This window comes from Streptomyces sp. YIM 98790 (assembly GCF_011421595.1).
GTDB lineage: Bacteria > Actinomycetota > Actinomycetes > Streptomycetales > Streptomycetaceae > Streptomyces.
Window position 1 is genome coordinate 1 of the sequence record NZ_WTLH01000075.1, and the last position, 21,603, is coordinate 21,603.

Annotated in this window: 18 protein-coding genes and 1 pseudogene; 11 read left to right on the forward strand and 8 right to left on the reverse strand. The window is 73.1% G+C overall.

The window, feature by feature from the left end; all coding sequences use genetic code 11:
• A partial coding sequence (locus GQS09_RS14565) for an SUKH-4 family immunity protein (protein WP_207957831.1) occupies positions 1 to 1,110 on the forward strand: 1,110 nt, incomplete at its 5' end.
• A 67-nt stretch (positions 1,111 to 1,177) separates the two neighbouring features.
• On the opposite strand, the gene GQS09_RS14570 is transcribed toward GQS09_RS14565, so the two are convergent.
• Positions 1,178 to 1,567, reverse strand: a complete 390-nt coding sequence (locus tag GQS09_RS14570; protein WP_165986490.1) for a YciI family protein — start codon at positions 1,565 to 1,567, stop codon at positions 1,178 to 1,180.
• Positions 1,568 to 1,829: 262 nt separating this feature from the next.
• Between GQS09_RS14570 and GQS09_RS14575 the strand changes: the two genes are divergently transcribed.
• The 4 genes from GQS09_RS14575 to GQS09_RS14590 all read left to right on the forward strand — a co-directional run bounded on the left by GQS09_RS14575 (position 1,830) and on the right by GQS09_RS14590 (position 6,424).
• Positions 1,830 to 2,771 carry a cellulose-binding protein gene (locus GQS09_RS14575; protein ID WP_165986491.1) on the forward strand — a complete coding sequence of 314 codons (942 nt, stop codon included), beginning with the start codon at positions 1,830 to 1,832 and terminating at the stop codon, positions 2,769 to 2,771.
• 190 nt (positions 2,772 to 2,961) lie between these two features.
• Positions 2,962 to 4,437, forward strand: coding sequence for a bifunctional UDP-N-acetylglucosamine diphosphorylase/glucosamine-1-phosphate N-acetyltransferase GlmU (glmU, locus tag GQS09_RS14580; RefSeq protein ID WP_165986492.1), 1,476 nt, complete (start codon positions 2,962 to 2,964; stop codon positions 4,435 to 4,437).
• Between the two features lie 143 nt (positions 4,438 to 4,580).
• Complete coding sequence (locus tag GQS09_RS14585) at positions 4,581 to 5,558, forward strand: ribose-phosphate diphosphokinase (RefSeq protein WP_165986493.1); 978 nt, start codon at positions 4,581 to 4,583, stop codon at positions 5,556 to 5,558.
• Positions 5,559 to 5,839: 281 nt separating this feature from the next.
• Positions 5,840 to 6,424 carry a 50S ribosomal protein L25/general stress protein Ctc gene (locus tag GQS09_RS14590; RefSeq protein WP_165986494.1) on the forward strand — a complete coding sequence of 195 codons (585 nt, stop codon included), beginning with the start codon at positions 5,840 to 5,842 and terminating at the stop codon, positions 6,422 to 6,424.
• Between the two features lie 116 nt (positions 6,425 to 6,540).
• On the opposite strand, the gene GQS09_RS14595 is transcribed toward GQS09_RS14590, so the two are convergent.
• Positions 6,541 to 8,691, reverse strand: coding sequence for an N-acetylmuramoyl-L-alanine amidase (locus tag GQS09_RS14595; RefSeq protein ID WP_207957832.1), 2,151 nt, complete (start codon positions 8,689 to 8,691; stop codon positions 6,541 to 6,543).
• A gap of 274 nt (positions 8,692 to 8,965) precedes the next feature.
• Between GQS09_RS14595 and pth the strand changes: the two genes are divergently transcribed.
• From pth to GQS09_RS29490, 3 genes are all read left to right on the forward strand, one after another.
• Positions 8,966 to 9,574, forward strand: a complete 609-nt coding sequence (gene pth / locus GQS09_RS14600; RefSeq protein WP_313896142.1) for an aminoacyl-tRNA hydrolase — start codon at positions 8,966 to 8,968, stop codon at positions 9,572 to 9,574.
• Positions 9,575 to 9,675: 101 nt separating this feature from the next.
• Positions 9,676 to 10,167 carry a hypothetical protein gene (locus tag GQS09_RS14605; RefSeq protein ID WP_165986496.1) on the forward strand — a complete coding sequence of 164 codons (492 nt, stop codon included), beginning with the start codon at positions 9,676 to 9,678 and terminating at the stop codon, positions 10,165 to 10,167.
• A 236-nt stretch (positions 10,168 to 10,403) separates the two neighbouring features.
• Complete coding sequence (locus tag GQS09_RS29490) at positions 10,404 to 11,228, forward strand: LPXTG cell wall anchor domain-containing protein (RefSeq protein ID WP_165986497.1); 825 nt, start codon at positions 10,404 to 10,406, stop codon at positions 11,226 to 11,228.
• Positions 11,229 to 11,291: 63 nt separating this feature from the next.
• On the opposite strand, the gene GQS09_RS14615 is transcribed toward GQS09_RS29490, so the two are convergent.
• The 3 genes from GQS09_RS14615 to ppc form a co-directional block, all read right to left on the reverse strand.
• On the reverse strand, positions 11,292 to 12,650 hold the full coding sequence (locus tag GQS09_RS14615; RefSeq protein WP_399552510.1) for an MFS transporter: 1,359 nt from the start codon (positions 12,648 to 12,650) through the stop codon (positions 11,292 to 11,294).
• Positions 12,651 to 12,800: 150 nt separating this feature from the next.
• Positions 12,801 to 13,565: a hypothetical protein gene (locus GQS09_RS14620; protein ID WP_165986498.1), complete on the reverse strand. Its 765-nt coding sequence runs from the start codon at positions 13,563 to 13,565 to the stop codon at positions 12,801 to 12,803.
• A 179-nt stretch (positions 13,566 to 13,744) separates the two neighbouring features.
• Positions 13,745 to 16,528, reverse strand: a complete 2,784-nt coding sequence (ppc, locus tag GQS09_RS14625) for a phosphoenolpyruvate carboxylase (RefSeq protein WP_165986499.1) — start codon at positions 16,526 to 16,528, stop codon at positions 13,745 to 13,747.
• A 404-nt stretch (positions 16,529 to 16,932) separates the two neighbouring features.
• Here ppc and GQS09_RS14630 point away from each other — a divergent pair, with 404 nt between their 5' ends.
• Together GQS09_RS14630 and GQS09_RS14635 are read left to right on the forward strand one after the other, a co-directional pair.
• Positions 16,933 to 18,003 (forward strand): acyl-CoA desaturase, encoded by a 1,071-nt coding sequence (locus GQS09_RS14630; protein ID WP_165986500.1) that lies wholly within the window; start codon positions 16,933 to 16,935, stop codon positions 18,001 to 18,003.
• On the forward strand, positions 18,003 to 18,707 hold the full coding sequence (locus tag GQS09_RS14635; protein ID WP_399552512.1) for a TetR family transcriptional regulator: 705 nt from the start codon (positions 18,003 to 18,005) through the stop codon (positions 18,705 to 18,707). The genes GQS09_RS14630 and GQS09_RS14635 overlap by 1 nt, the downstream gene beginning before the upstream one ends.
• Positions 18,708 to 18,888: 181 nt before the next feature.
• Here the strand turns inward: GQS09_RS14635 and GQS09_RS14640 are convergent, their stop codons facing one another.
• Positions 18,889 to 19,305: a rodlin gene (locus GQS09_RS14640; RefSeq protein WP_165986502.1), complete on the reverse strand. Its 417-nt coding sequence runs from the start codon at positions 19,303 to 19,305 to the stop codon at positions 18,889 to 18,891.
• Between the two features lie 147 nt (positions 19,306 to 19,452).
• Positions 19,453 to 20,020: pseudogene (locus tag GQS09_RS14645) on the reverse strand (hypothetical protein).
• An 88-nt stretch (positions 20,021 to 20,108) separates the two neighbouring features.
• Here GQS09_RS14645 and GQS09_RS14650 point away from each other — a divergent pair.
• Positions 20,109 to 20,621, forward strand: a complete 513-nt coding sequence (locus GQS09_RS14650; RefSeq protein ID WP_165986503.1) for a MarR family winged helix-turn-helix transcriptional regulator — start codon at positions 20,109 to 20,111, stop codon at positions 20,619 to 20,621.
• A gap of 15 nt (positions 20,622 to 20,636) precedes the next feature.
• On the opposite strand, the gene GQS09_RS14655 is transcribed toward GQS09_RS14650, so the two are convergent.
• Entirely contained in the window at positions 20,637 to 21,449 is an 813-nt protein-coding gene (locus tag GQS09_RS14655) for a response regulator transcription factor (RefSeq protein WP_165986511.1), read from the reverse strand.
• Between the last annotated feature and the right edge of the window lie 154 nt (positions 21,450 to 21,603).

The window sequence follows — 21,603 nt, forward strand, 5'->3', positions numbered from 1 at the left end:
CCCGGTGCCCCGGCCGCCCCCGGTGCCCCCGGGGGCGCGCAGACCCCGCCGCCGCCCGCCGCCGGCACCGGCGGCGGTTACGGCTACCCGGCCGCCCCGGGCGGCTACGGCTACCCGCAGCAGCAGCCGGCCGTGCCGGTGGTCGGCTCCGGCTACATGGCGGTGCTGCGCTACCGCGGCCCGGACGGCTCCGAGCAGCGGCTGATCCGCCGCTCCGCGCCCGGTCTGCCGCACCCCGAATGGCAGCTCTTCCACGAGCTGAACTCCATGGGGGTGCCGCCGCAGCAGGTCATCGAGCTGTACACCGAACTCCAGTGCTGTGAGCTGCCCGGCGGCTACTGCGCCCGGCTGGTCCAGGAGACCTGGCCGCAGGCGCGTACCACGCACACCGCCCCCTACGGCACCGACTACGCCTCCCGGCAGGCGGGCGTGCGGCACCTGGTGGAGCACGCGGACGAGCTGGAGCAGTACGCGGACGGCCCGCCGCGCACCGCGCCGGTGCGGGCCCCGCTGCCGCAGCAGCCGTCCGCCCCGGCGGTCGGCCTGGACGTGATCGGCCAGGAGCTGGCCGCCGCCTTCGGCCCGCAGGGCGTGTTCCGCTACGACCAGCAGTCGGTCTCCCGGCAGGGAGTTCCGGACATCGTGGCGCAGACACTGGTGTGGTCCGGGGTGCCGCTGATGCTGCCGCCGTTCTTCTGGGCGCAGGCGCAGCCGGGCCGGCCGATTCCCACGCTGGCCGAGCTGGCCGCCGAGCGCCACATCGTGCCCGCCGCCGACGCCGGGTCGTATCTGGTGCTGGGCAACGACTTCGGCCGCCAGCTGTGCGTGCAGTACGGCACGGCCTATGTGGTGGCCGTGCCGCTGGAGGGCGGCCCGGGCGGGCAGCCCGCCGCGCCGCAGTTCGTGAACGCCTCGGTGCCGCAGTTCGCCCGCTCCATGGCGCTGCTGGGGCGGATGTGGCCGCTGCGGTACGGGCTCAATCCGGAGCAGGCCGGACGCTGGACCACGGATTTCCAGAACCAGCTCGGTTCGCTGGACGCGCAGGCGGTCTCCGACCCCGAGTCCTGGTGGTCCGTGCTGCTGGAACAGATGTGGGACGGCCTGCTCTGAGCCGCCGCACGCCGGACGCCGCGGCCCCCGGACGGGGCCGCGGCGGCACCGGGCGTCCGTGACCGGCTCAGACCTCGGGGGCCTCGCCGACCGGGCGGACCTCGATGGGCTGGTTGGCGGGCTCGCCGCCGCGGCCCGGGCAGGCCGAGGCGCGCAGCGCGATCTGCACGGCCCGCTCCTTGTCGGCCACATCGACCAGCCAGTACCCGACCAGCACCTCCTTGCTCTCCGGGAACGGGCCGTCGGTGACCACCGGGCCGCCGTTCTCGCCGCCGGAGGCGGTGACGGTGGTGATCTCCTGGGTCAGGCCCTGGCCGTCGACCCATTCCCCGGACTCTTCGAGATCCTTGTTCAGCGCGTGCATGAAGTCGACCATCGCCCGGGTCTCCTCCGGGGTCCACTGGGCCAGGTCGTCCCAGACGGCCGGCGGGGCCTGCATCAGCAGCATGTACTTCATGGTTCCGCTCCTTGGCAGTGGTGGCGCTACCGTTCCGAGCACCGTGCACAGGAGACGTCGGAGCCGGCCGCCCGGCTTCGACATCACCGGGCCCCGAGTTCCCGGATTTTTTTCCCGCGCCCACGGCCGCCCGGTCCGTGATGACCTTGGCCGGAAATGTGGTGGCGCCGGGCGGATCTTCTGCCGAGGTACATACCGGGCGGAAGTGTCCTGCATGCTGGAAGCGGTCCACCCGCCTCCGGTCCGCTGAAGGAGCCTCCCGTTGACTCCGAAGACTCCGTCGAACTCCCCGTTCGGCTTCGCCACCGTCCGCCGCGGCTACCGCCCGGCGCAGGTGGACGCCCGGGTCTCCGCGCTCCAGGACGCGCGCGACCGGGCACTGGACCGGCTGGCCGCGCTGGCCGTGCGCGAGGAGGAGCTGCGCCGGGCCGTGGAGCGGCTGGCCGCCCGGGCCGCGGCGCTCCCGCCGCCGTCCTTCGAGTCGCTGGGCGCCCGCGCCCTGGAACTGCTGGCGGAGACCGAGACCCAGGCGGCCGAGCTCCGCGAGGACGCGGAGGCGGCCGGGCAGCGGATACGGGCACAGGCCGAGGAGGAGGGCCGGGCGCTGCGGGAGGCGGCGCGGGCCCGGGCCCGGGAGCGGCACGAGGAGGCCCGCAAGGCCGCCGACGCGACGCTGGACGAGGCACAGCGCCAGGCGTCCGCGCTGCTGGACGAGGCCCGGGCGGCGGCCGCCCGGCTGCGCGACGAGGCCCGGGAGCAGCTCGCGGAGGTGACCCACCGCTGCGAGGAGCTGCTGGCCGGGCAGCGGAACGCGCACGCGGCACGCGAGCGGGAGACCCAGGCGCGGCTGGACGCGGAGGAGAAGGAGACCGAGGAGCGGATCTCCCGGCTGACGGCGGGCGCGGAGGAGCTGCTGGCCAGCGCCCGGGAGACGCTGGCGCTGGCCGAGGAGGAGGCCCGCATCCGGGAGGAGGACGCCCGGGCCCGGGCCGAGGAGCTCCTCACCCAGGCGAGGCTGGGCCAGGAGCGGATCGAACGGGAGACGGACCGGGTGCTGCGCGAGCACGCCGCGGAGACCGAGGAGATCCGGGCGCAGCTCCGCCACGTCCGTCTCAGCCTGGCCGCGCTCACCGGCCGCCCCGCGGAACCGGAGCAGCACGCCGCGGAACCGGAGCAGCGGCCCGCCCGCGAAACCGCGTCCTGACCCCGGTCCGCACGCCGCCGGCCACCGCGGACCGGCCGGCACGAGCCGGGCCCGGGCGGTGCCGCCGGGGCGGGTCCGGCGGTCCGCGGGCACGGGGGTCAGCGGGTATCGTGCGGAGCATCGACGTACCGGCGGCGCGGGGGACGACCGCCGGTCCAGGACCCACTCACGCATCGAAGGGCACGTTCACGTGAGCTCCATCCGCCCGGCCGCCGTCCTCGTCCTCGCCGCGGGCGAGGGAACCCGTATGAAGTCGGCGACGCCCAAGGTCCTGCACGAGATCTGCGGCCGTTCGCTGCTCGGTCATGTGGTCACGGCGGCCCGCGAGCTCTCCCCGGAACACCTGGTGGTGGTCGTCGGCCACGGCCGTGAGGCGGTCACCGCGCATCTCGCGGAGATCGACCCGGAGGCCCGCACCGCCGTCCAGGAGCGGCAGAACGGCACCGGCCACGCCGCCCGCGTGGCGCTGGCCGCGCTCGCCGGGGACGGCGGGGGGGTCTTCGGCACCGTCCTGGTGGTGTGCGGCGACACCCCGCTGCTGACCGCCGCCACCCTCGGCCGGCTGGCCGCCGCGCACACCGCGGACGGCAACGCGGTCACCGTGCTCACCGCCGAGGTGCCCGACGCCACCGGCTACGGCCGGATCGTGCGGGATTCCGGCGGCGCGGTCACCGCGATCGTGGAGCACCGCGACGCCACCCGGGAGCAGCTCGCCCTGCGGGAGATCAACTCCGGGGTGTTCGCCTTCGACGGCAAGCTGCTGGCCGAGGCGCTGACCAGGATCGGCACCGACAACAGCCAGGGCGAGGAGTACCTCACCGATGTGCTGGGCGTCCTGCGCGCCCAGGGCCACCGGGTGGGCGCCTGCCGGGCCGGCGACCACCGGGAGATCGCCGGGATCAACAACCGGGTCCAGCTCGCCGAGGCCCGGCGGCTGCTCAACGACCGGCTGCTGGAGAGCGCCATGCTGGCCGGGGTCACGGTCGTCGACCCGGCGACCACCTGGATCGACGTGACGGTGACCTACGAGCCGGACGCCGTGATCCACCCCGGCACCCAGCTGCTGGGCGCCACCCACCTCGGGGCGGGCGCCGAGGTGGGCCCCGGCTCGCGGCTCACCGACACCGCCGTGGGCGCCGGTGCCACCGTGCTCAACGCCGTCACCGACCAGGCCCGGATCGGTCCCGGCGCCGCCGTCGGCCCGTACGCCTATCTCCGCCGCGGCACGGTGCTCGGCGGCAAGGCCAAGGCCGGCACCTATGTGGAGATGAAGAACGCGGTGATCGGTGAGGGCACCAAGGTCCCGCATCTGAGCTATGTCGGGGACGCCACCATCGGCGACCACACCAACATCGGCGCGGCCACGGTGTTCGTGAACTACGACGGCGAACACAAGCACCACACCACGATCGGGTCGCACTGCCGCACCGGCTCGGACAATATGTTTGTGGCTCCGGTCACGGTCGGGGACGGTGCCTACACCGCCGCCGGCTCCGTGATCACCAGGGACGTTCCGCCCGGCTCCCTGGCCGTCGCCCGTGGCCAGCAAAGGAATATCGAGGGCTGGGTGGCCCGCAAGCGTCCGGATTCCCCTGCCGCACGGGCGGCCGAGGAGGCCCGGCGGGCCGCCGGCAACGAGGCCGGGAAAGGCTCCTCGGCGGATTGACGGTACGCGACGCATGGTGGTGGCAAGTACCGTAGAGGTGCCCCGCGAAATGGCCGAAAGGTAACCGCCCGGCGAACACCGGGCGGCACCGCAGGCCGCACGTGGCCCCCGATGACTCCGTGCAAACGTCAAGGAGACTTGCTGTGACCGGGATCAAGACGACCGGGCAGAAGAAGTTGATGCTCTTCTCCGGCCGCGCCCACCCCGACCTGGCGAAGGAGGTCGCGGACGAGCTCGGTGTCAGCCTGGTTCCGACCACGGCCCGCGACTTCGCCAACGGCGAGATCTACATCCGGTACCAGGAATCCGTCCGCGGCGCGGACTGCTTCCTCATGCAGAGCCACACTGCACCGGTCAACAAGTGGATCATGGAACAACTGATCATGATCGACGCGATGAAGCGCGCCTCGGCCCGCTCCATCTCGGTGGTGATCCCCTTCTACGGCTATGCCCGCCAGGACAAGAAGCACCTGGGCCGCGAACCCATCTCGGCCCGGCTGATGGCCGACCTGTTCAAGACCGCCGGTGCCGACCGGATCATCAGCGTCGACCTCCACGCCGACCAGGTGCAGGGCTACTTCGACGGCCCGGTGGACCACCTGTTCGCGCTGCCGCTGCTCACCGAGTACATCAGCGGCCGGGTGGACCGCGACCGGCTCACCGTGGTCTCGCCGGACGCCGGCCGGGTGCGGGTCGCCGACCGCTGGGGCGACCGGCTGGGCGCGCCGCTGGCCATCGTGCACAAGCGCCGCGACCCCAACGTGGCCAACCGGGTCTCCGTCCACGAGGTGGTGGGCACGGTCAAGGACCGGGTCTGCGTGCTGGTGGACGACATGGTGGACACCGGGGGCACCATCTGTGCCGCGGCGGAGGCCCTGTTCGCCAACGGGGCGGCCGATGTGATCGTGGCCGCCACCCACGGCGTGCTGTCCGACCCGGCCGCCGACCGGCTGAAGAACTCCAAGGTGAGCGAGTTCGTGTTCACCAACTCGCTGCCCACCCCGGGCCAGATCGATCTGGACAAGATCACCGTGCTCTCCCTGGCCCCGACCATCGCCCGTGCGGTGCGCGAGGTCTTCGAGGACGGCTCGGTGACCAGCCTCTTCGAGGAGCAGGCGTAACCCTCGCCCGCGCGCGGCGGCCACCCCCTCCGCCGGCCCGGCGGCCGGCGGAGTCGATTTCGGCCACGGCCTTCCCGCCGAGTAGACTGTCCGGGTTGCTCGGCGAGGGAGGCCGTCCGCGTTCCCGCGCGAATGCCCGGCTCATCCGTTATCGGCGCGCTCCTCGTATGACGGTGTGGTCCGCCCGCGTGGCGGCGGCCCCGGAGTGCGGCGGGCCTGCCGGCCGGCCGCCGGGCCCGACCGTCACCGCTGATTCACCGCGATTCACGAGGAGCGCCACCATGGCCGACGTGAAGATCTCCGCCGAGATCCGCAAGGAGTTCGGCAAGGGCTCCGCCCGCCGCGCCCGCCGTCAGGACAAGATCCCGGGCGTCATCTACGGCCACCGCACCGACCCGGTGCATGTGCTGCTGCCCAGCTACGACCTGATGATGGCGCTGAAGAACCCCAACGTGCTGATCACGCTGGACGTCGAGGGCCGCAAGGAGCTGGTCATCCCCAAGGCCGTGCAGCGGGAGATCCTGGTCAACCGCCTGGTCCACGTTGACCTGCTGGTGGTCAAGAGCGGCGAGCAGGTCCACGTGGACGTGCCGGTGCACATCGAGGGCGACCTCGCCCCGGGCCAGCACGTGACCGAGCAGATGCTCACCACGGTGCCGGTGGTGGCCGAGGCCACCCACCTTCCGGAGTACGTCGTCGCCTCGGTGGAGGGCCTGGGCGGCGGGGACCACGTGCTCGCCAAGGACCTCAAGCTGCCGGCCGGCACCACGCTGGACGTCGACGACAACGAGGTCGTGATCTCCATCTCCACCGCCCAGGCGGCCGAGCCCCGGGCGGGCGAGGGCGAGGGCGCCGAGGAGGCGTGAGCGCCCGCTCCCGGACACGCACCCGCGGACGGCCCGGACCCCGATACGGGGTCCGGGCCGTCCGGCATGCGGGGCGGTCCCGGCGCGGCGGCCTCCCGGCGCGGCGGCGGGGCCGGCTAGCGGATGGTGACCAGCCCGTCGATCACCGTCGTCGGCCGCCCGCTGGTGCCGACCACTTCCACGGTCACGGTGTGCTCCGAGGTCGAGGTCCAGGACTTCGTCCACACCATCTGCCGGTGCTTGACGCTTGAGGAGCGGGTGTCCACCGTCTTCACATGGACCCCGTCCACATGGATGCGGACCTGACCGGTGTGCCCGGCGCGGGAGACCACCAGGCCGACCGAGCGCCCGGTGACCGTCCAGGTCAGCGTGGAGCCCTTGGTCGTGCTCTGGTACGTCGTGCCGCCCAGATAGGCGCTGCGCGAGGCGGTGGTCCAGGTCCCGGAACGCGACGCGGACGATTCCTGGGTGATCACCGGGGTGTAGACGTTGTTGCCCAGCGTCGAGTTGCCCGCCTGGTCATAGGCGCGCATCCGCCAGTCGGTGGCCACGCCGGAGGCCACGGTGCCGGTGGCCTTGGTCACGCCGGGCTGGAAGCTCTCCACGAACGGGTCCCACAGCTTGGTGTGGCGCAGCGCGGTCTCGTCCGTGGCCGCCCAGTACAGGGCGACCGGGACGGCATCGGTGTTCACCGTGCCGCCCCGCAGGTTGAGCTTGGGGTCCTTGGTGAAGACCGGGGCCGTGACATCGGCCACCACCTGCACCGAGCGGGTGGTCGTGGTCCGGCCGGAGACGTGCGTGCCGCGCACCGAGACCTGATGCGACCCGGGTGACAGGGACACCCCGGCGGACCGGGCCGAGCCGGGGGCGGTGGCCGCGGGCACGCCGTCCACCAGCACCTCGAAGCCCTCGATCAGGCCGCCGGGGGTCCTGGTGCTCCATTTCACGGTGACGTCGGAGGTGGTGTAGTGCACCCCGCCGACGTACCGGGTGCCGGACATGCCGGTCATGTCGAAGCCGGCCAGCGGGCCGCCGGCGTAGATCCGGATCGAGCTGAGCTGGCCGTAGAGCTGGTCGCCGGGGCACTGGGTGTTGTAGCCGTCCCGGTGGCCGAAGATCCGCGGCATGGTGCGGGTCTGGCCCGCCTGCCAGGTCTCACCGAAGTAGTTGCCGCCCGCGGCGCCCGTGGTGAGCTGCACCGTGCCGCGCGGGTCGGCGTCGTACTGGCCCAGCTTGTACGCGGCGACCTCGCCCACCGCCCTCAGGGCGATGCTGGCGGCGCCGGCCGAGGTGTAGTCGCCCAGCACCGCGATACCGGTGGTCTCGGCGTTGAAGCCGTAGGTGTGGGCGCCGTACACCGGCATGTCCGCACCGCCCTTGCGGCCCTCGAAGATCCGGCCGCACTTGTCTACCAGGAAGTTGTAGCCGATGTCCCGGAAGTCCTGGCTGTTCATGTGGTACGCCATGATGCCGCGCACCACGGCCGCCGAGTCGTTCTCGGTGGGGGTCGGCCCCATGCAGGTGTAGTCGTTCTCGCCCGCGGTGTGGTGCACCACGGCGGCCCGTACCTCCCCGCCGGGGAGGTACTGCACCGGCTCGGTGACCGCCGCCTCGTCGGCGCCCCACTCGGCGCGGGTGGTGATCGCCGGCATCGGCGCCCCGGCCGTGGAGTAGGCGGCGGGCACCATGTCCAGCGCCCGGCCGCCGCCGTCGGCAGGGCCGGCGGACTGCGCGTCCTGCCCCTGGCCGCCCTCCACGCTGGGGTTGATCAGGTCCAGCCGCAGCCCTTCGGGAAGGCCGGACGCCTCACCGGCGTCCGTGACCACCCGTGCCTCCACACCGTCCGAGGGGCCGGCCCACAGCGGCTCGGTGGCGCCCCGGCCGTCGTCGTCCTCGCGGGTCTCCATCTGCGGCGCCCGCTCCAGCTCCTGCCAGTCGGACCACTCGCCGGTGAGCGCGCTGCGGGTCCTGACCTCGACCGTGCCCCGCGGCTCGTCGGCCGGGTCGGTCCAGGTCACGCCGAGCATGCTGAACCGCTCGACGTCGGTGCTCCTGGCCTCGGCCCGCTTGCCGCCGTCCTTGATCTTGAGCTTCTCGTGGTACGTCTCTGCGTGGACCTCGCCGTTGAGCTCCTCGGGCCCGCGCGGCCGGTCCGGCGCGCCCGAGGCCTCCTGGACCACGATCGTGCCGGCCACGGCGACGGCCACGGCGAGCCCGGTTCCCCATATCCGGCGCGTGATCCCGGCCTTGCCCCTGTGTCTGCTCATGTCCCCTGCCCCGTAGCTCGGTTGGCCGCTCCGGCGATCCGGTGGGACCGCAGCGGGCCCATGAACGGCTCATCCTGCCATGCGTGCAGCAAGCAGTCACAGCCGCCCCGCCGGCCCCGGCCACCGGTCCGGCGGCCGGCCGGTTCTCGGTACGCTGCAGGGGGACGAAGCGGTCCGCCGGGGCCCGGCAGGCACGGGCGGACCCGGCAGACCGGCAGCACACCCGGGGTGCCCGAGGGGCCCACACGGGACGAGGACAGCGAAGGAAGCACGCGTGACCGACGCCACGACCGCCACGGCACCCTGGCTGGTGGCCGGCCTGGGCAACCCCGGCCCGGAGTACGCCGGCAACCGGCACAATGCCGGCTTCATGGTGGCGGACCTGCTGGCCGCACGGATGGGCGGCCGGTTCAAGGCCGCCGGGCGGTCCGCCCGGGCCCAGGTCTGCGAGGGCCGGCTCGGCGTGCCCGGCAGCGCCTCGGCCCGGCGGGTGGTGCTGGTCAAGCCGATGACGTACATGAACCTCTCCGGCGGGCCGGTCTCGGCGATCAGCGGTTATCTGAAGATCCCGCTGGAGCGGATCGTGGTGATCCACGACGAGCTGGACATCCCGTTCGGCGCGCTGCGCCTGAAGCGCGGCGGCGGGGACAACGGGCACAACGGCCTGAAGTCCGTCACCGGTGCGCTGGGCCGCGACTACCTGCGGGTGCGGTTCGGGGTGGGCCGTCCGCCCGGCCGGATGGAGGTGGCCGCCTATGTGCTCAAGGACTTCTCCGCCGCCGAGCGCAAGGAGCTGGACTACCTGGTGGACCGGGCCGCGGACGCCGTGGAGACCCTGATCGGCAGCGGCCTGGAGCGCGCCCAGAACACCTACAACACCTGACGGCACCGGCGGGCGGCAGCCGGGCGGTCCGCGGACGGCCGGCGCGGGAACGGGCGGAACGGCTCTTGACCGGATGACCCGGCCTGCCCAAGGATCTGCGCATGTCCCCCACCAGCACCAGGGAGAGCGGCGGGCGCCGGTTCCTGCTCGCCGCCCGCGGCGTGGCGCTGCTGCTGCTGACCCTGCTGGTGGTGGTGGCCGGGGTCCACGCCTCGTGGGACACCGCGCGCCACGTGATGATCCCGGACCGGCAGCAGAGCGGGCGGCTGACGCTGGAGAGCTGCGACGACGACGCCTGCACCGGGTACTTCGAACCCGACCGGGAGGACGGCACGGCGGCCCGGGAGGCGGTGCGGATGGCGCAGCCGATCGGCCGCACCGAGGGCGAGACGGTGCCGGTGGTGCTGCGGCCGGACACCGACGATGCGGTGCGGATCGGGCTGCCGGGCGTGCTGTACTCGTGGCTGCCGCTGACCGGGGCGCTGCTGCTGGCCGCGATCGTGATCGCGGGCGGGCTGCGGCTGTACCGGGTCGGCTGGATCGTGGCCGGATCCGGCATGACCCTGCTGCTGGCCACGTTTCTCGCCTGGTGAACGACAACTGACATACCCCCAGGTGAACGGCGGAAGGCCGCTCGGCATGGCCCCTCGAACAGGTACTCCGACCCTCAAACCACTGTTACAGAACTGTTGCAGTGGCTTTGTCGGATTTGCCCTGCCAAAACGGTCACAGGTCACAGTGCACAACTTGCCATCTCATCCGATAGCCAGAAGTCTTAGGGCCCGCTCTACCTTCCGTTGTTGTAGTCCCCCCGGTAATGGACGGCCACATGCGCAACATGACCCTCAAGGGCGCCTTCGCTGCGTCCGCCGCCGCGGCGCTGCTCGCCGTCGGCGCCGCCCCTGCCTTCGCCACCGGCTGGTACGAGGCGACTCTTCGCCAGGACACGCCGATCAACGCCATCGACTTCCAGCCCGAGGACCAGGAAGACGTCTGCGGTGACGTTCCCCTGGACCAGGACGGCTGGCACTTCGTCACCGAAGGCCAGGACAAGTTCAAGAAGCTGACCGTCGAGTTCCTGAACGGTGGCGAACAGGTCATCGAGTTCGACCCGTACAGCAAGCACGCCTACGTGGCCAGTGCTCCGGGTGACGTCCTGGTCGGCGCCACGGCGAAGATCAAGGGCGACTCCAGGAGCAAGAAGTTCAACCTCTCCCACACCTGCCCGGCGGACCAGGAGGACACCTCCGGCGGGAACAGCGGCGGGGACACGACCGAGGGCACCTCCGGTGACACCACCGAAGGCACCTCGGGCGACACGACCGAGGGCACCTCGGGCGACACCACCGAGGGCACCTCCGGCGACACCACCGAGGGCACCTCCGGCGACACCACCGAGGGCACCACCGGCGACACCACCGAAGGCACCACCGAGGGCGTCGCCGGCGGCGACGAGACCGAGGGCCAGGCCGGCGGGGACGACACCGAGGGCGTGGCCGGCGGCGCCGAGCCGGACGGCGACGGCGAGAACCTCGCCGAGACCGGCTCCTCCGCTCCGGTCGTGGCCATCTCCGTGGCCGCCGCCGCCCTGCTCGGCGCCGGTGGCTACCTGGTCATCCGCCGCCGCAACGCCGGTGGCAACGCGGCTGCCTGAGCCTGAACGGCACCGCACGGCACCGCACCGCACCGCTCGCGGCCCCGCCGCTGACCACCCCGGTCAGCGGCGGGGCCGCCGCCGTATGCCCATCACCATCAGCGCCGCCAGCCCGCACAGCACGCCCGAGGACAGCCAGGCCAGGTCGTACGACCCGGTGACGTCCCGGACCGCACCGGCGCCGTAGGCCACCAGCGCGGCGCCCGCCTGGTGGGAGGCCAGCACCCAGCCGAACACCACCGCCCCGTCCTCCCCGAAGTGCTCCCGGCACAGCGCGATGGTCGGCGGCACGGTGGCCACCCAGTCCAGGCCGTAGAAGATCACGAAGAACAGGATCGGCGGCTGGATGTCCCCGGCGAAGAGCATCGGGAGCAGCAGCAGCGACAGGCCGCGCAGCGCGTAGTACACGGCCAGCAGCCGGCGCGGGTCGAAGCGGTCGGTGAGCCAGCCGGAGAACACCGTGCCGATCAGATCGAAGACGCCGATCACCGCCAGCAGCGACGCGGCCACCGGCACCGGCATGCCGTGATCGTGGGCGCCGGGCACGAAATGCGTGCCGATCAGTCCGTTGGTGGACGCCCCGCAGATCGCGAAGGTCCCGGCCAGCAGCCAGAACACGGGAGTGCGGGCGGCGGCGCGCAGCGCCCCCAGCGCGCGCCGGGCAGCGCCGGAGGGGGCGGGGGCCGGGGTGACGTACTCCGGTCCGGCGCCGTAGGGCCGCAGGCCCAGATCCTCCGGGCGGTCGCGCAGCAGCCACAGTGCCAGCGGCACCACGGCCAGCGCGCAGCCCGCCACCACCAGTGCGGCGGCCCGCCAGCCGGGGCCCTCCACCAGCAGGGCGATCAGCGGCAGGAAGACGAGCTGGCCGGCCGCGCCGCCGGCCGTGAGGATTCCGGTGACCAGTCCGCGGCGGGCCACGAACCAGCGGCCGGAGACGGTGGCGGCGAAGGCCAGGGCCATGGAACCGGCCCCGAAGCCGACCAGTACGCCCCAGCAGAGCACCAGTTGCCAGTGGCTGGTCATGAAGACGGTCAGCCCGCTGCCCGCGGCGATGAGCAGCAGCGCGCCGGACACCACACGGCGGATGCCGTAACGGTCCATCAGTGCCGCGGCGAACGGCGCGGTCAGGCCGTAGAGCAGCAGGTTGACGGAGATGGCGAACGAGATGCCGCCGCGCGACCAGCCGAATTCCTCGTGCAGCGGATCGATGAACACGCCGGGGGTGGCCCGGAAACCGGCCGCGGAGACAAGCACCACGAAGGCGACCAGTGCCACCCACCACGCCGGGTGCACGCGTGGCAGGGCGCGCCGCCGTGCGGGGGACGGACCGGGCCCGGCCGGGCCGGCGGGGGCGGGTGTGGCCGTGGTCACGGTCCTGGCGGCGGCGGATTCTTCGGGGGGCGGCGGGGCTGTCTGTGTCACCCGCCGATCATCCGGGCGGCCCGTCACACCGCGCGAGTGGCCCGAAGGCCGTCATCCACAAGATTCGGGCCAAGCCGCCGGGTCACCGGCCCCCGGCCCGTGGCCCGTGGCCCGTGGCCGTCGGCCGGTGGAGGCGGCCGGTGCCCGGCGCTAGCCGATGGTGCCGGTGGTGCGTTCGAAGCGGACGTCGGCGGGCAGGTGGCCGTAGGGCTCCGCCCGCGGGTCCGGCACGGCCGCCGCGAGGCGATCGGCCAGTTCCCCGGCGCCCCGGCCCAGCAGGTCCTCCTCCAGGCCGATGGCCTGGCCCTGGGCGAGTGCCTCGGCCGGGGTCAGCACCCGGCCCTCGGTCTCGCCGTTGCCGATCACCTGGTCGTCGTAGGACAGCACCCCGCCCGCGCCCAGCGGCCCCCAGCCGTCGCTGTAGCGCGCCAGGGCGATGATGTAGCTGTGGCCCAGCTCCAGCCGCGGGCTGGACTCCATGGCGAAGGCCCGCCGCCCGTCGCCCTCGAAGAACCAGCCGGCCGCGGTGAACTCGACACCGTCCGGCACCGCGGGGGCCTTCTCCCGGCTCCACAGCACGTCCTCGATCTGCACCCGGACCCGGCGGCCGATCAGGCCCTCGCCGATCTCCCGCTCCTCGCGGGAGGGCGCCAGATCGGTCTCGCTGGCCACGCTCACCACGGCCACGTGGTCGGCGTAGGTCACCCAGTCGGTGTCGGTCCAGGACGGGACGCGCTCGTCCGCCGCGCCGGTGACCACCGAGCCGTCCCCGGCGTCCGGGTCTCCGTCGGGCCAGACCGAGACCACGGCGACGGCGGCGATGCCGGCCACCGCCAGCACGAACAGTCCGGCCACCGCGGTCAGCAGCGGCCGTCCCGCGGAACGCCGGCTGCTGAGGTCCTTCGTGGTGCCCATGGGGTGCTCCTCGGCCGTCGGCTCCTTCGGCGCCGGCTCCCCAACGCCCGCCCCACCCAAACACTCTTCCCCGTTTCCCCGCACATCCCGCCGTGCCCCGCGGGAACGGGCGGGCGGACGCCGCCCGCCCCGCCGGTGCGGGCGCGGCGGCTCGGCCGCCGCGCCCGCCGTCCGCGGCCTCAGCCGGTGTTGCGCAGACCCGCCGCCACACCGTTCACGGTCAGCAGCAGGGCACGGTTCAGCAGCTGGTCCGGCGCCTCCCCGCGCTCCCGCGCGGCCCGCTGCCGGGCCAGCAGGGTCACCTGGAGATAGGAGATCGGGTCCAGATAGGCGTCCCGGATCTGGAGCGTCTGCTGGAGCACCGGGTTGGCCTCCAGCAGCTCCCGCTCGCCGGTGATGCGCAGCACCTCCGCCACGGTCAGCGCGTACTCCGCCTCGATGGTGCCGAAGACGTGCCGCAGTTCCCCGGGGACCAGGGTCTCCACATAGTGCCGGGCGATCCGCAGGTCGGTCTTGGCCAGCGTCATCTCCACGTTGGACAGGAAGTTGCGGAAGAAGTGCCAGCGCTCGAACGCCTCGGCCAGCACCCCGTCCAGCCCGGCCTCCCGGGCGGCCTTCAGCCCGGAGCCCACCCCGAACCAGCCGGGCACGATCTGCCGGGACTGGGTCCAGCCGAACACCCACGGGATGGCCCGCAGCCCGTCCAGTCCGGCGCCGCTGTCCGGCCGCCGGGACGGCCGGGAGCCCAGGTGGAGCTCGGCGAGCTGGTCCACCGGGGTGGCGGCGAAGAAATAGGCGGGCAGGTCCGGGTCCTCCACCAGCGACCGGTAGGCACGGTGCGCGGCCTCGGAGACGGTGTCCATGGCCGCGTCCCAGCGGGCCAGGTCCTCCTCCGGCTGGCGGGGCGCGGTGTGCAGCGCGGACGCCTGGAGGGTGGCGGCCACCGTCAGCTCCAGGTTCTCCCGGGCCAGCGACGGCACCAGGTACTTGTCCGAGATCACCTCGCCCTGCTCGGTGACCTTGATCTCGCCCTCCAGGGTGCCCCAGGGCTGGGCCAGGATGGCGTCGTGGGTGGGGCCGCCGCCGCGGCCGATGGTGCCGCCGCGGCCGTGGAACAGCCGCAGCCGCACGCCGTGCCGGTGCGCCACGTCGCGCAGCCGCCGCTGCGCCCGGTGGATCTCCCACTGCGAGGTGGTGATGCCGCCGAACTTGGAGGAGTCGCTGTAGCCGAGCATGACCTCCTGGACGTCGCCGCGCAGCGCCACCAGCCGCCGGTAGGAGGGGTCCGAGAGCATGGTGTCCAGCAGCACGTCGGCGATCCGGAGCTCGTCGGTGGTCTCCAGCAGCGGCACGATGCCGATCTTCGCCCAGCCGGCGTGCAGGTCGACCAGCCCGGCCTCGCGGGCCAGCACGGCCGCGGCGAAGACGTCGTCCGCGCCCTGGCACATGGAGATGATGTAGGACTCGATCACCTCCGGGCCGAAGGTCTCCAGCGCCCGGCGGATGGTGGTGAACACCCCGAGGGTCCTGGCCCCGGCCGCGTCCAGCGGCGCAGGGGTGGGGGCCAGCGGCCGGCGCGAGCGCAGTTCCTTGGCCAGCAGCCGGGTGCGGTAGTCGCGCGGCATGTCGGCGTAGCGCCAGGACTCCTCGCCGAGCCGGTCGAAGAGCTGGCCCAGCGCGTGGTGGTGGGCGTCGGCGTGCTCCCGCACGTCCATGGTGGCCAGCTGCAGGCCGAAGGCGGCGATGGTGCGCATGGTGCGCTCCACATTGCCGTCGGCGACCAGCTGGCCGCGGTGCTCGCGCAGCGAGCGCTGCACGATGGCCAGGTCGTCCAGCAGCTCCCGGGTGCCCAGATAGTCCCGGCCCGCCTGGTGCGGGGTGTCCTTGGCCAGCCGGGCCCGGGTGTTGAGCAGCTTCTGCCGGATGCAGGTGACCTTGAGCCGGTAGGGCTCCTCGGCGTTGAGCCGCTTGTAGCGCGGGGTGATCTCGGGCAGCAGTTCCAGGTCGCGGTCCAGGGACTCCAGGAGTTCCTGGGTGGCGCCGGTGTTGCGGATGGAGCCGGAGAGCAGCGCGCGCAGCTCGTCCACGTGCTCCAGGGCGCGGCCGATGCCGTGCTCGTGCTGGAGGATCAGCACCTCCCAGGTCACCTCGGGGGTGACATTGGGGTTGCCGTCCCGGTCGCCGCCGATCCAGGTGCCGAAGGTGAGCGGCCGGGTGCCGGAGGGCAGCGGGGCGCCGGCCCGTTCCAGCTCGGCCTCCAGGTCCTCCAGCACGTCCCCGACCGCGCCGCGGTGCAGCTCGTCCAGGTAGTAGACGGCGTTGCGGGCCTCGTCGGCGGGCTCGGGCCGGACCACCCGCAGCTCGTCGGTCTGCCAGATCAGGTCGATCTGCTCGGCCAGCCGGAGCTCCACCCGGCGGCGCTCACCGGCGCCGGCGGAACGCTCGGCCCGGTCCAGCAGCCCGGCGATCTTGCGCAGCTTGGTGAGCACCGAGCGGCGGGCCGCCTCGGTGGGGTGCGCGGTGAAGACGGGCCGCACCTGAAGGCGGGCCACGGACTGCCGCAGATGCTCGGGGTCGGCCTCCTTGAGCATGTCGGCGGTGCGGGCCAGGCGCCCGCCGTCGGTGCCGCGCCGGACCCGCATCTCGCGGCCGCGGTGCACCTGCTCGGTGACATTGGCCAGGTGGAAGTAGGTGGAGAAGGCGCGCACCAGCTTGGCGGCGGTCTCCAGATCGGTGCCGGCCAGCAGCTCGGCGGCGGCTTCGCCGTCGGTCCTGGTCAGCAACCGGACCCGCTCGACCAGGTCGAGGAGCTCGGGGCCGTCCTGGCGGACCAGCGTCGCCCCCAGCAGTTCGCCCAGGCGGCGGATGTCGGCCCGCAGGGCGCTGCTCGTCGTCGCATCCGGGTCGCCGTTCCGGTTCGCGGCAGGCGTCCGGTGCTCCGGGGTGGTGTCGGGACTGCTCACAGGTGCGGCTCCTCGCAGCTTGTCAACCGTCGGTAAACGTGCGGATGGGCGGACCGCGCTGTCCGACCGCCCAGGATATGCACTGCGCCCACCGGTATCGCGGCCCGGTCACATGCCGGTCGCGGGCGGCCGGACTCCCGGTTACGGCGGACGGGCTACTCCGTTGTCACGCCTGGGCGGGACTCGGCGGGACACGGCGCGCCCGGGGCGGCACGCTGGGAACGCGGCGCGCGTCCCGGGGTGCGCCGGCAGCGCGCCGCGCAACGGTGCGCTCCACCCACACCCCGGGACGTTCGGCACTTCCCAACTTACGGTGCCGTAGCTTACGGTTCCGTAGGTGTGTGGCCGTCTTCGGCTCGCCGCACGCTCGGTCCCCCGTCTCCTTCCCCCTTGAGGTGCCGCCCATGACCACAAGCCCCGACTTGATGCCCACGGCAGAGGCAGCCCGTGACGAGTTGCCCGACGAGACCCCCGTGTGGAATCAGCCGCAGGAGGAGCCCGAGGAGACTCCCTCGGCCACCCTCGGCGGTGAGCAGCGGCGCTCGGTGGAGCAGCTCACCCTGCTCGCCTTCATCGTCATCCCGTTCCTGGCGCTGGTCGCCGCCGTGCCGCTGGCCTGGGGCTGGGGAGTGAGCTGGCTCGACCTGTCGCTGATGGTCGCCTTCTACTTCATCGGCTGCCACGGCATCACGGTCGGCTTCCACCGCCACTTCACGCACGGCTCGTTCAAGGCCAACCGTCCGCTGAAGATCGCTCTGGCGATCGCCGGCTCGCTCGCCGTGGAGGGCCCGGTCGTCCGCTGGGTCGCCGATCACCGCAGGCACCACAAACACTCCGACGCCGAGGGCGACCCGCACTCGCCCTGGCGCTACGGCGAGACCGTCCCCGCCCTGATCAAGGGGCTGTGGTGGGCGCACATGGGATGGATGTTCGACCGTGAGCAGACCCCGCAGCACAAGTACGCGCCGGATCTGGTCAAGGACAAGGACATCCGGGCCATCTCCCGGCAGTTCGTGCTGTGGACCGTGGTCTCGCTGGCGCTGCCCGGCGTGATCGGCGGCCTGGCCACCTGGTCCTGGCAGGGCGCGCTGTCCGCCTTCTTCTGGGGCTCGCTGGTGCGGGTCGCCCTGCTGCACCACGTCACCTGGTCGATCAACTCCATCTGCCACGCGGTGGGCAAGCGGCCGTTCAAGTCCCGCGACCGCTCCGGCAACGTCTGGTGGCTGGCGGTGCTCTCCTGCGGCGAGTCCTGGCACAACCTGCACCACGCCGACCCGACCTGCGCCCGGCACGGCGTGGACCGCGGGCAGATCGACTCCAGTGCCCGGCTGATCCGCTGGTTCGAGAAGGCCGGCTGGGCCACCGACGTGCGCTGGCCCAAGCGGTCGCGGCTCGACGCCAAGCGGGTGCCCCACGAGCCCCGGCGTGCGGCGCAGCGAAACCCGGAGGAGTCCGTCACCGCCGACACGGCATGATGTCGCACGTGGCGACCGAGGACGACAGCAGCGCCGTGAGCAGCGGGGGCGGCGGCAAGGACAAACAAGGCGGCCGCGCCCCCCGCAGGGCGCGCCGCCGGATGACCGGTACCGAACGCCGCGAGCAGCTGCTGGACGTCGGGCGCACGCTGTTCGCGGCGCGCGGTTTCGACGGCACGTCGGTGGAGGAGATCGCGTCCAAGGCCGGGGTCTCCAAGCCGGTGGTGTACGAGCACTTCGGGGGGAAGGAGGGCTTGTACGCGGTGGTGGTCGACCGGGAGATGGGACGTCTGCTGGACATGATCACCGGCGCGCTCACCGCCGGCCACCCGCGCCAGCTCCTGGAGCAGGCGGCGTTCGCGCTGCTGGACTACATCGAGCAGCACACCGACGGCTTCCACATCCTGGTGCGGGACTCGCCGGTGGCCCAGTCCACCGGCACCTTCGCCTCGCTGATCGGGGACATCGCCACCCAGGTGGAGGACATCCTGGGCCGGGAGTTCAAGGCCCGCGGGTACGACGCCAAGCTGGCCCCGATGTACGCCCAGGCGCTGGTCGGCATGGTGGCGCTCACCGGGCAGTGGTGGCTCAACGTCCGCAGGCCCAGGAAGGCGGAGGTCGCCGCCCATCTGGTCAATCTGGCCTGGCACGGGCTGCAGGCCCTGGAGCACACGCCCAAGCTGATAGGCCCGCGCCGCTCCTGACCGCCGTGGCCGGGATGCCCGTCCGCCCTCCGCGGGCGCGGCGAGCCCCGGAAGCACGGCACCCCCCTTCCCGTACGGACGGGAAGGGGGGTGACACCCGGAGCGTCGGCTCTTGGAGTACGCCCGCCCCGCGGAGCCGCGCAGGAGGGTACGCGGCGCGGGAGGGCGAGGCGGAGGCTCGTCAGTGCTTGCCGCCGCCGTGGACGCTGGTGGCGCCGTTCTCCGACAGGAGGCTGATCCGGGACAGGATGTGCGACAGCGGGTCGTCCCCGTCGTTGAGAGTGGAGTTCTCCGCGCAGGCGAGGTTGTTGTCGCTGGCCAGGATGTCCTGGATCGGAATCGCGAGGATCTGCACGGCCTGGATGTCGTGGATCGGCGGGGCGATGCAGATGTCGTTCAGCGAGCCGTTGATCAGCGAGATGTTCGGGCTCATGTAGCCGCTGGTGGTCGTGTTTCCGTACGCCGAGATCGCGCCGTTGCCGTTGGCGATCTTCTGCCCGTCCGTGTCACCGACGGCCATCGCCGGGGTGGCGACTGCTCCGGCGGCACCGACAGCCGAGGCCAGGACGGCCACCGAGGCCAGCGTCTTCTTGATCACAGATTTGTCCTTCCGCGTTCAGGATTGCCCCGCTCTCGGAGCGCCCTGAACAACCCGGCGGAACGGACCGACGTTGCTACTGTTCACTCGACCGGCTCAGCAAGGTCCCCCGTTCAGTGCAGGGAACCTCCACGACCGGTGAGGCTTTCACCCAGACCTGCGGGCCACGGCGAAGATCCGGCGGAAGGGGAAGACGGTGCGGCCGTCCGCGCCGGGCGGATGGGCGGCGCGCAGCGCCGACCGGTACTGCTCCAGGAACTCCCGCCGGGCGTCCGGGTCTTGGTCCAGCGCGGTGAGCACGGGGCGCAGCGCGGTGCCCCGGGTCCAGTCCAGCACCGGATCGGTCCTCGCCGTCCAGCAGAGGGAGATGCGTGGTCTCCCAGACGTCCGCCGCGCAGCCGGGGGCGGCCGGCGCGGCCAGATACTCCTCCGGGTCCGGCACCGGGCGCTCGTGGCGCAGGACGTCGCCGAGCCGGGCACGCCGGCGCCCGCTCCGGCACAGCCCGCGCAGCAGGGCATGGCCGGGCGCGGCGAAGTTGCCGGGCACCTGGAAGGCCGGCACCCCGCCCGGTCCGCATCCCAGGCCGGCGATGACGGGCGCCTCCGGCGGGAGGCCGGGGACGCGGGCGAGCAGATCGTGCAGCGGCCTGGCGCGGTGGTCCGCGTGCCGGAGATACTGCCGGGGATTCCAGACGACGGGGCTGCCCGTGCTCATGCGTCCTACCGTGACCCGGAAAACTCTTGATGTCAAGAAAGTTCTGCTCAAGAGGCTTCATATCGACACAACCACTACACTGGGGCGCATGGAGGACGAGGTCGATCGACTGGTCACAGCGTGGCGGCGCGAACGCCCCGATCTCGACGTGGAGCCGCTGGAGGTCCTCAGCCGGGTGAGCCGGCTCGCCCGCCACCTGGACCGCGCACGGCGGCTGGCCTTCGCCGAGCTGGGCCTGGAGCCCTGGGAGTTCGACGTGCTCACCGCGCTGCGCCGGGCCGGCGCCCCCTACCAGCTCTCCCCCGGCCAGCTTCTGACCCAGACCCTGGTCACCTCCGGAACCATGACCAACCGCATCGACCGGCTGGCCAAGAAGGGCCTGGTCGAGCGCGGGCCCGACCCCAGCGACCGCCGCGGCGTGCTGGTGCGGCTGACGGCCGCCGGGCAGGATCACGCGGACCGGGCACTGGCCGGGCTGCTCACCCAGGAGCGGGCCATCCTGGCCCAGCTGACCACCGCACAGCGGCGCGAGCTGGCCTCCCTGCTGCGCGAGCTCACCGCCCCCTTCGACAACCCCGACACCGGGGCCCGCCCCGTCTAGACCGCCCGGCAGGGCCTAGCCGGGCTGGTCGGCCGGCGGTATGCCGGCCCGGCGGGCCAGGGCCACCGCGGCCAGCGTGGAGTGCACGCCGAGCTTGCCCAGCACGTTCTGCATGTGGGTGCGGACGGTGTGCGGCGAGAGGTAGAGCCGCTCGGCCACCGCCTTGCGGCCCAGCCCGGCCAGCATGCAGCGCAGCACCTCCAGCTCGCGCGGGGTGAGCGACTCCACCAGCCGCTGCCGCTCGCTGCGGTGNGACTCCACCAGCCGCTGCCGCTCGCTGCGGTGGTGCCGGTCCCGGGTCAGCTCGCGCAGCACGCCGGTGAGCAGCGCGGGCGGCAGATGGGTCTCGTCGCGCAGCACGCCGCGCACCACCTGGAGGAGCTGGGCCAGCGAGCTGTCCTTGGCGATCCAGCCGCAGGCGCCGGCGGCGAGTGCGCGGGCGGCCACCGGGGCGTCGTCCTCGGTGGCCAGCATCACCGGCCGCAGGGCGGGAAAGCGCTCCCGCACGGAGTCGATCATGGCCGTCATCTCCGGCGCCTGGCCGTTGGCACCGCCGCAGGGGGCGGCGGCCGGGGACGGAACCGGGGGCGCTGCGGCCGCGCCGGCCTCCTCGCCCCGGGCGGCGGGCGCGGCGGAGGTCAGACCGGTGTCCAGCAGCAGGACCTGGAAGGGGGAGCCCATCGCGCGGGACCGGTCCAGCATCTGGGTGGCCGCCGGCACGCTGCCCGCGGCGACCGCCTCCACATCGGGTTCCGCGCTGAGCGCGGTGGCCAGCGACTCGGCGAAGACACGGTGCTCATCGACGATGAGCACCCGGATGCGGTCCAACACTGCCCCCTGTCCTGCGCCCCGTGGTCAACCGGCCGGAACAGGCGGCGCGGGCGGACGCGACACCGCCGCTCGGCCCCGGCCGGATCCGCACGGCCGCCGCCGCGCGGACCGGTGCCGGGCGGCAGATGCCGCGCCCACCTGTCTCGCCCCC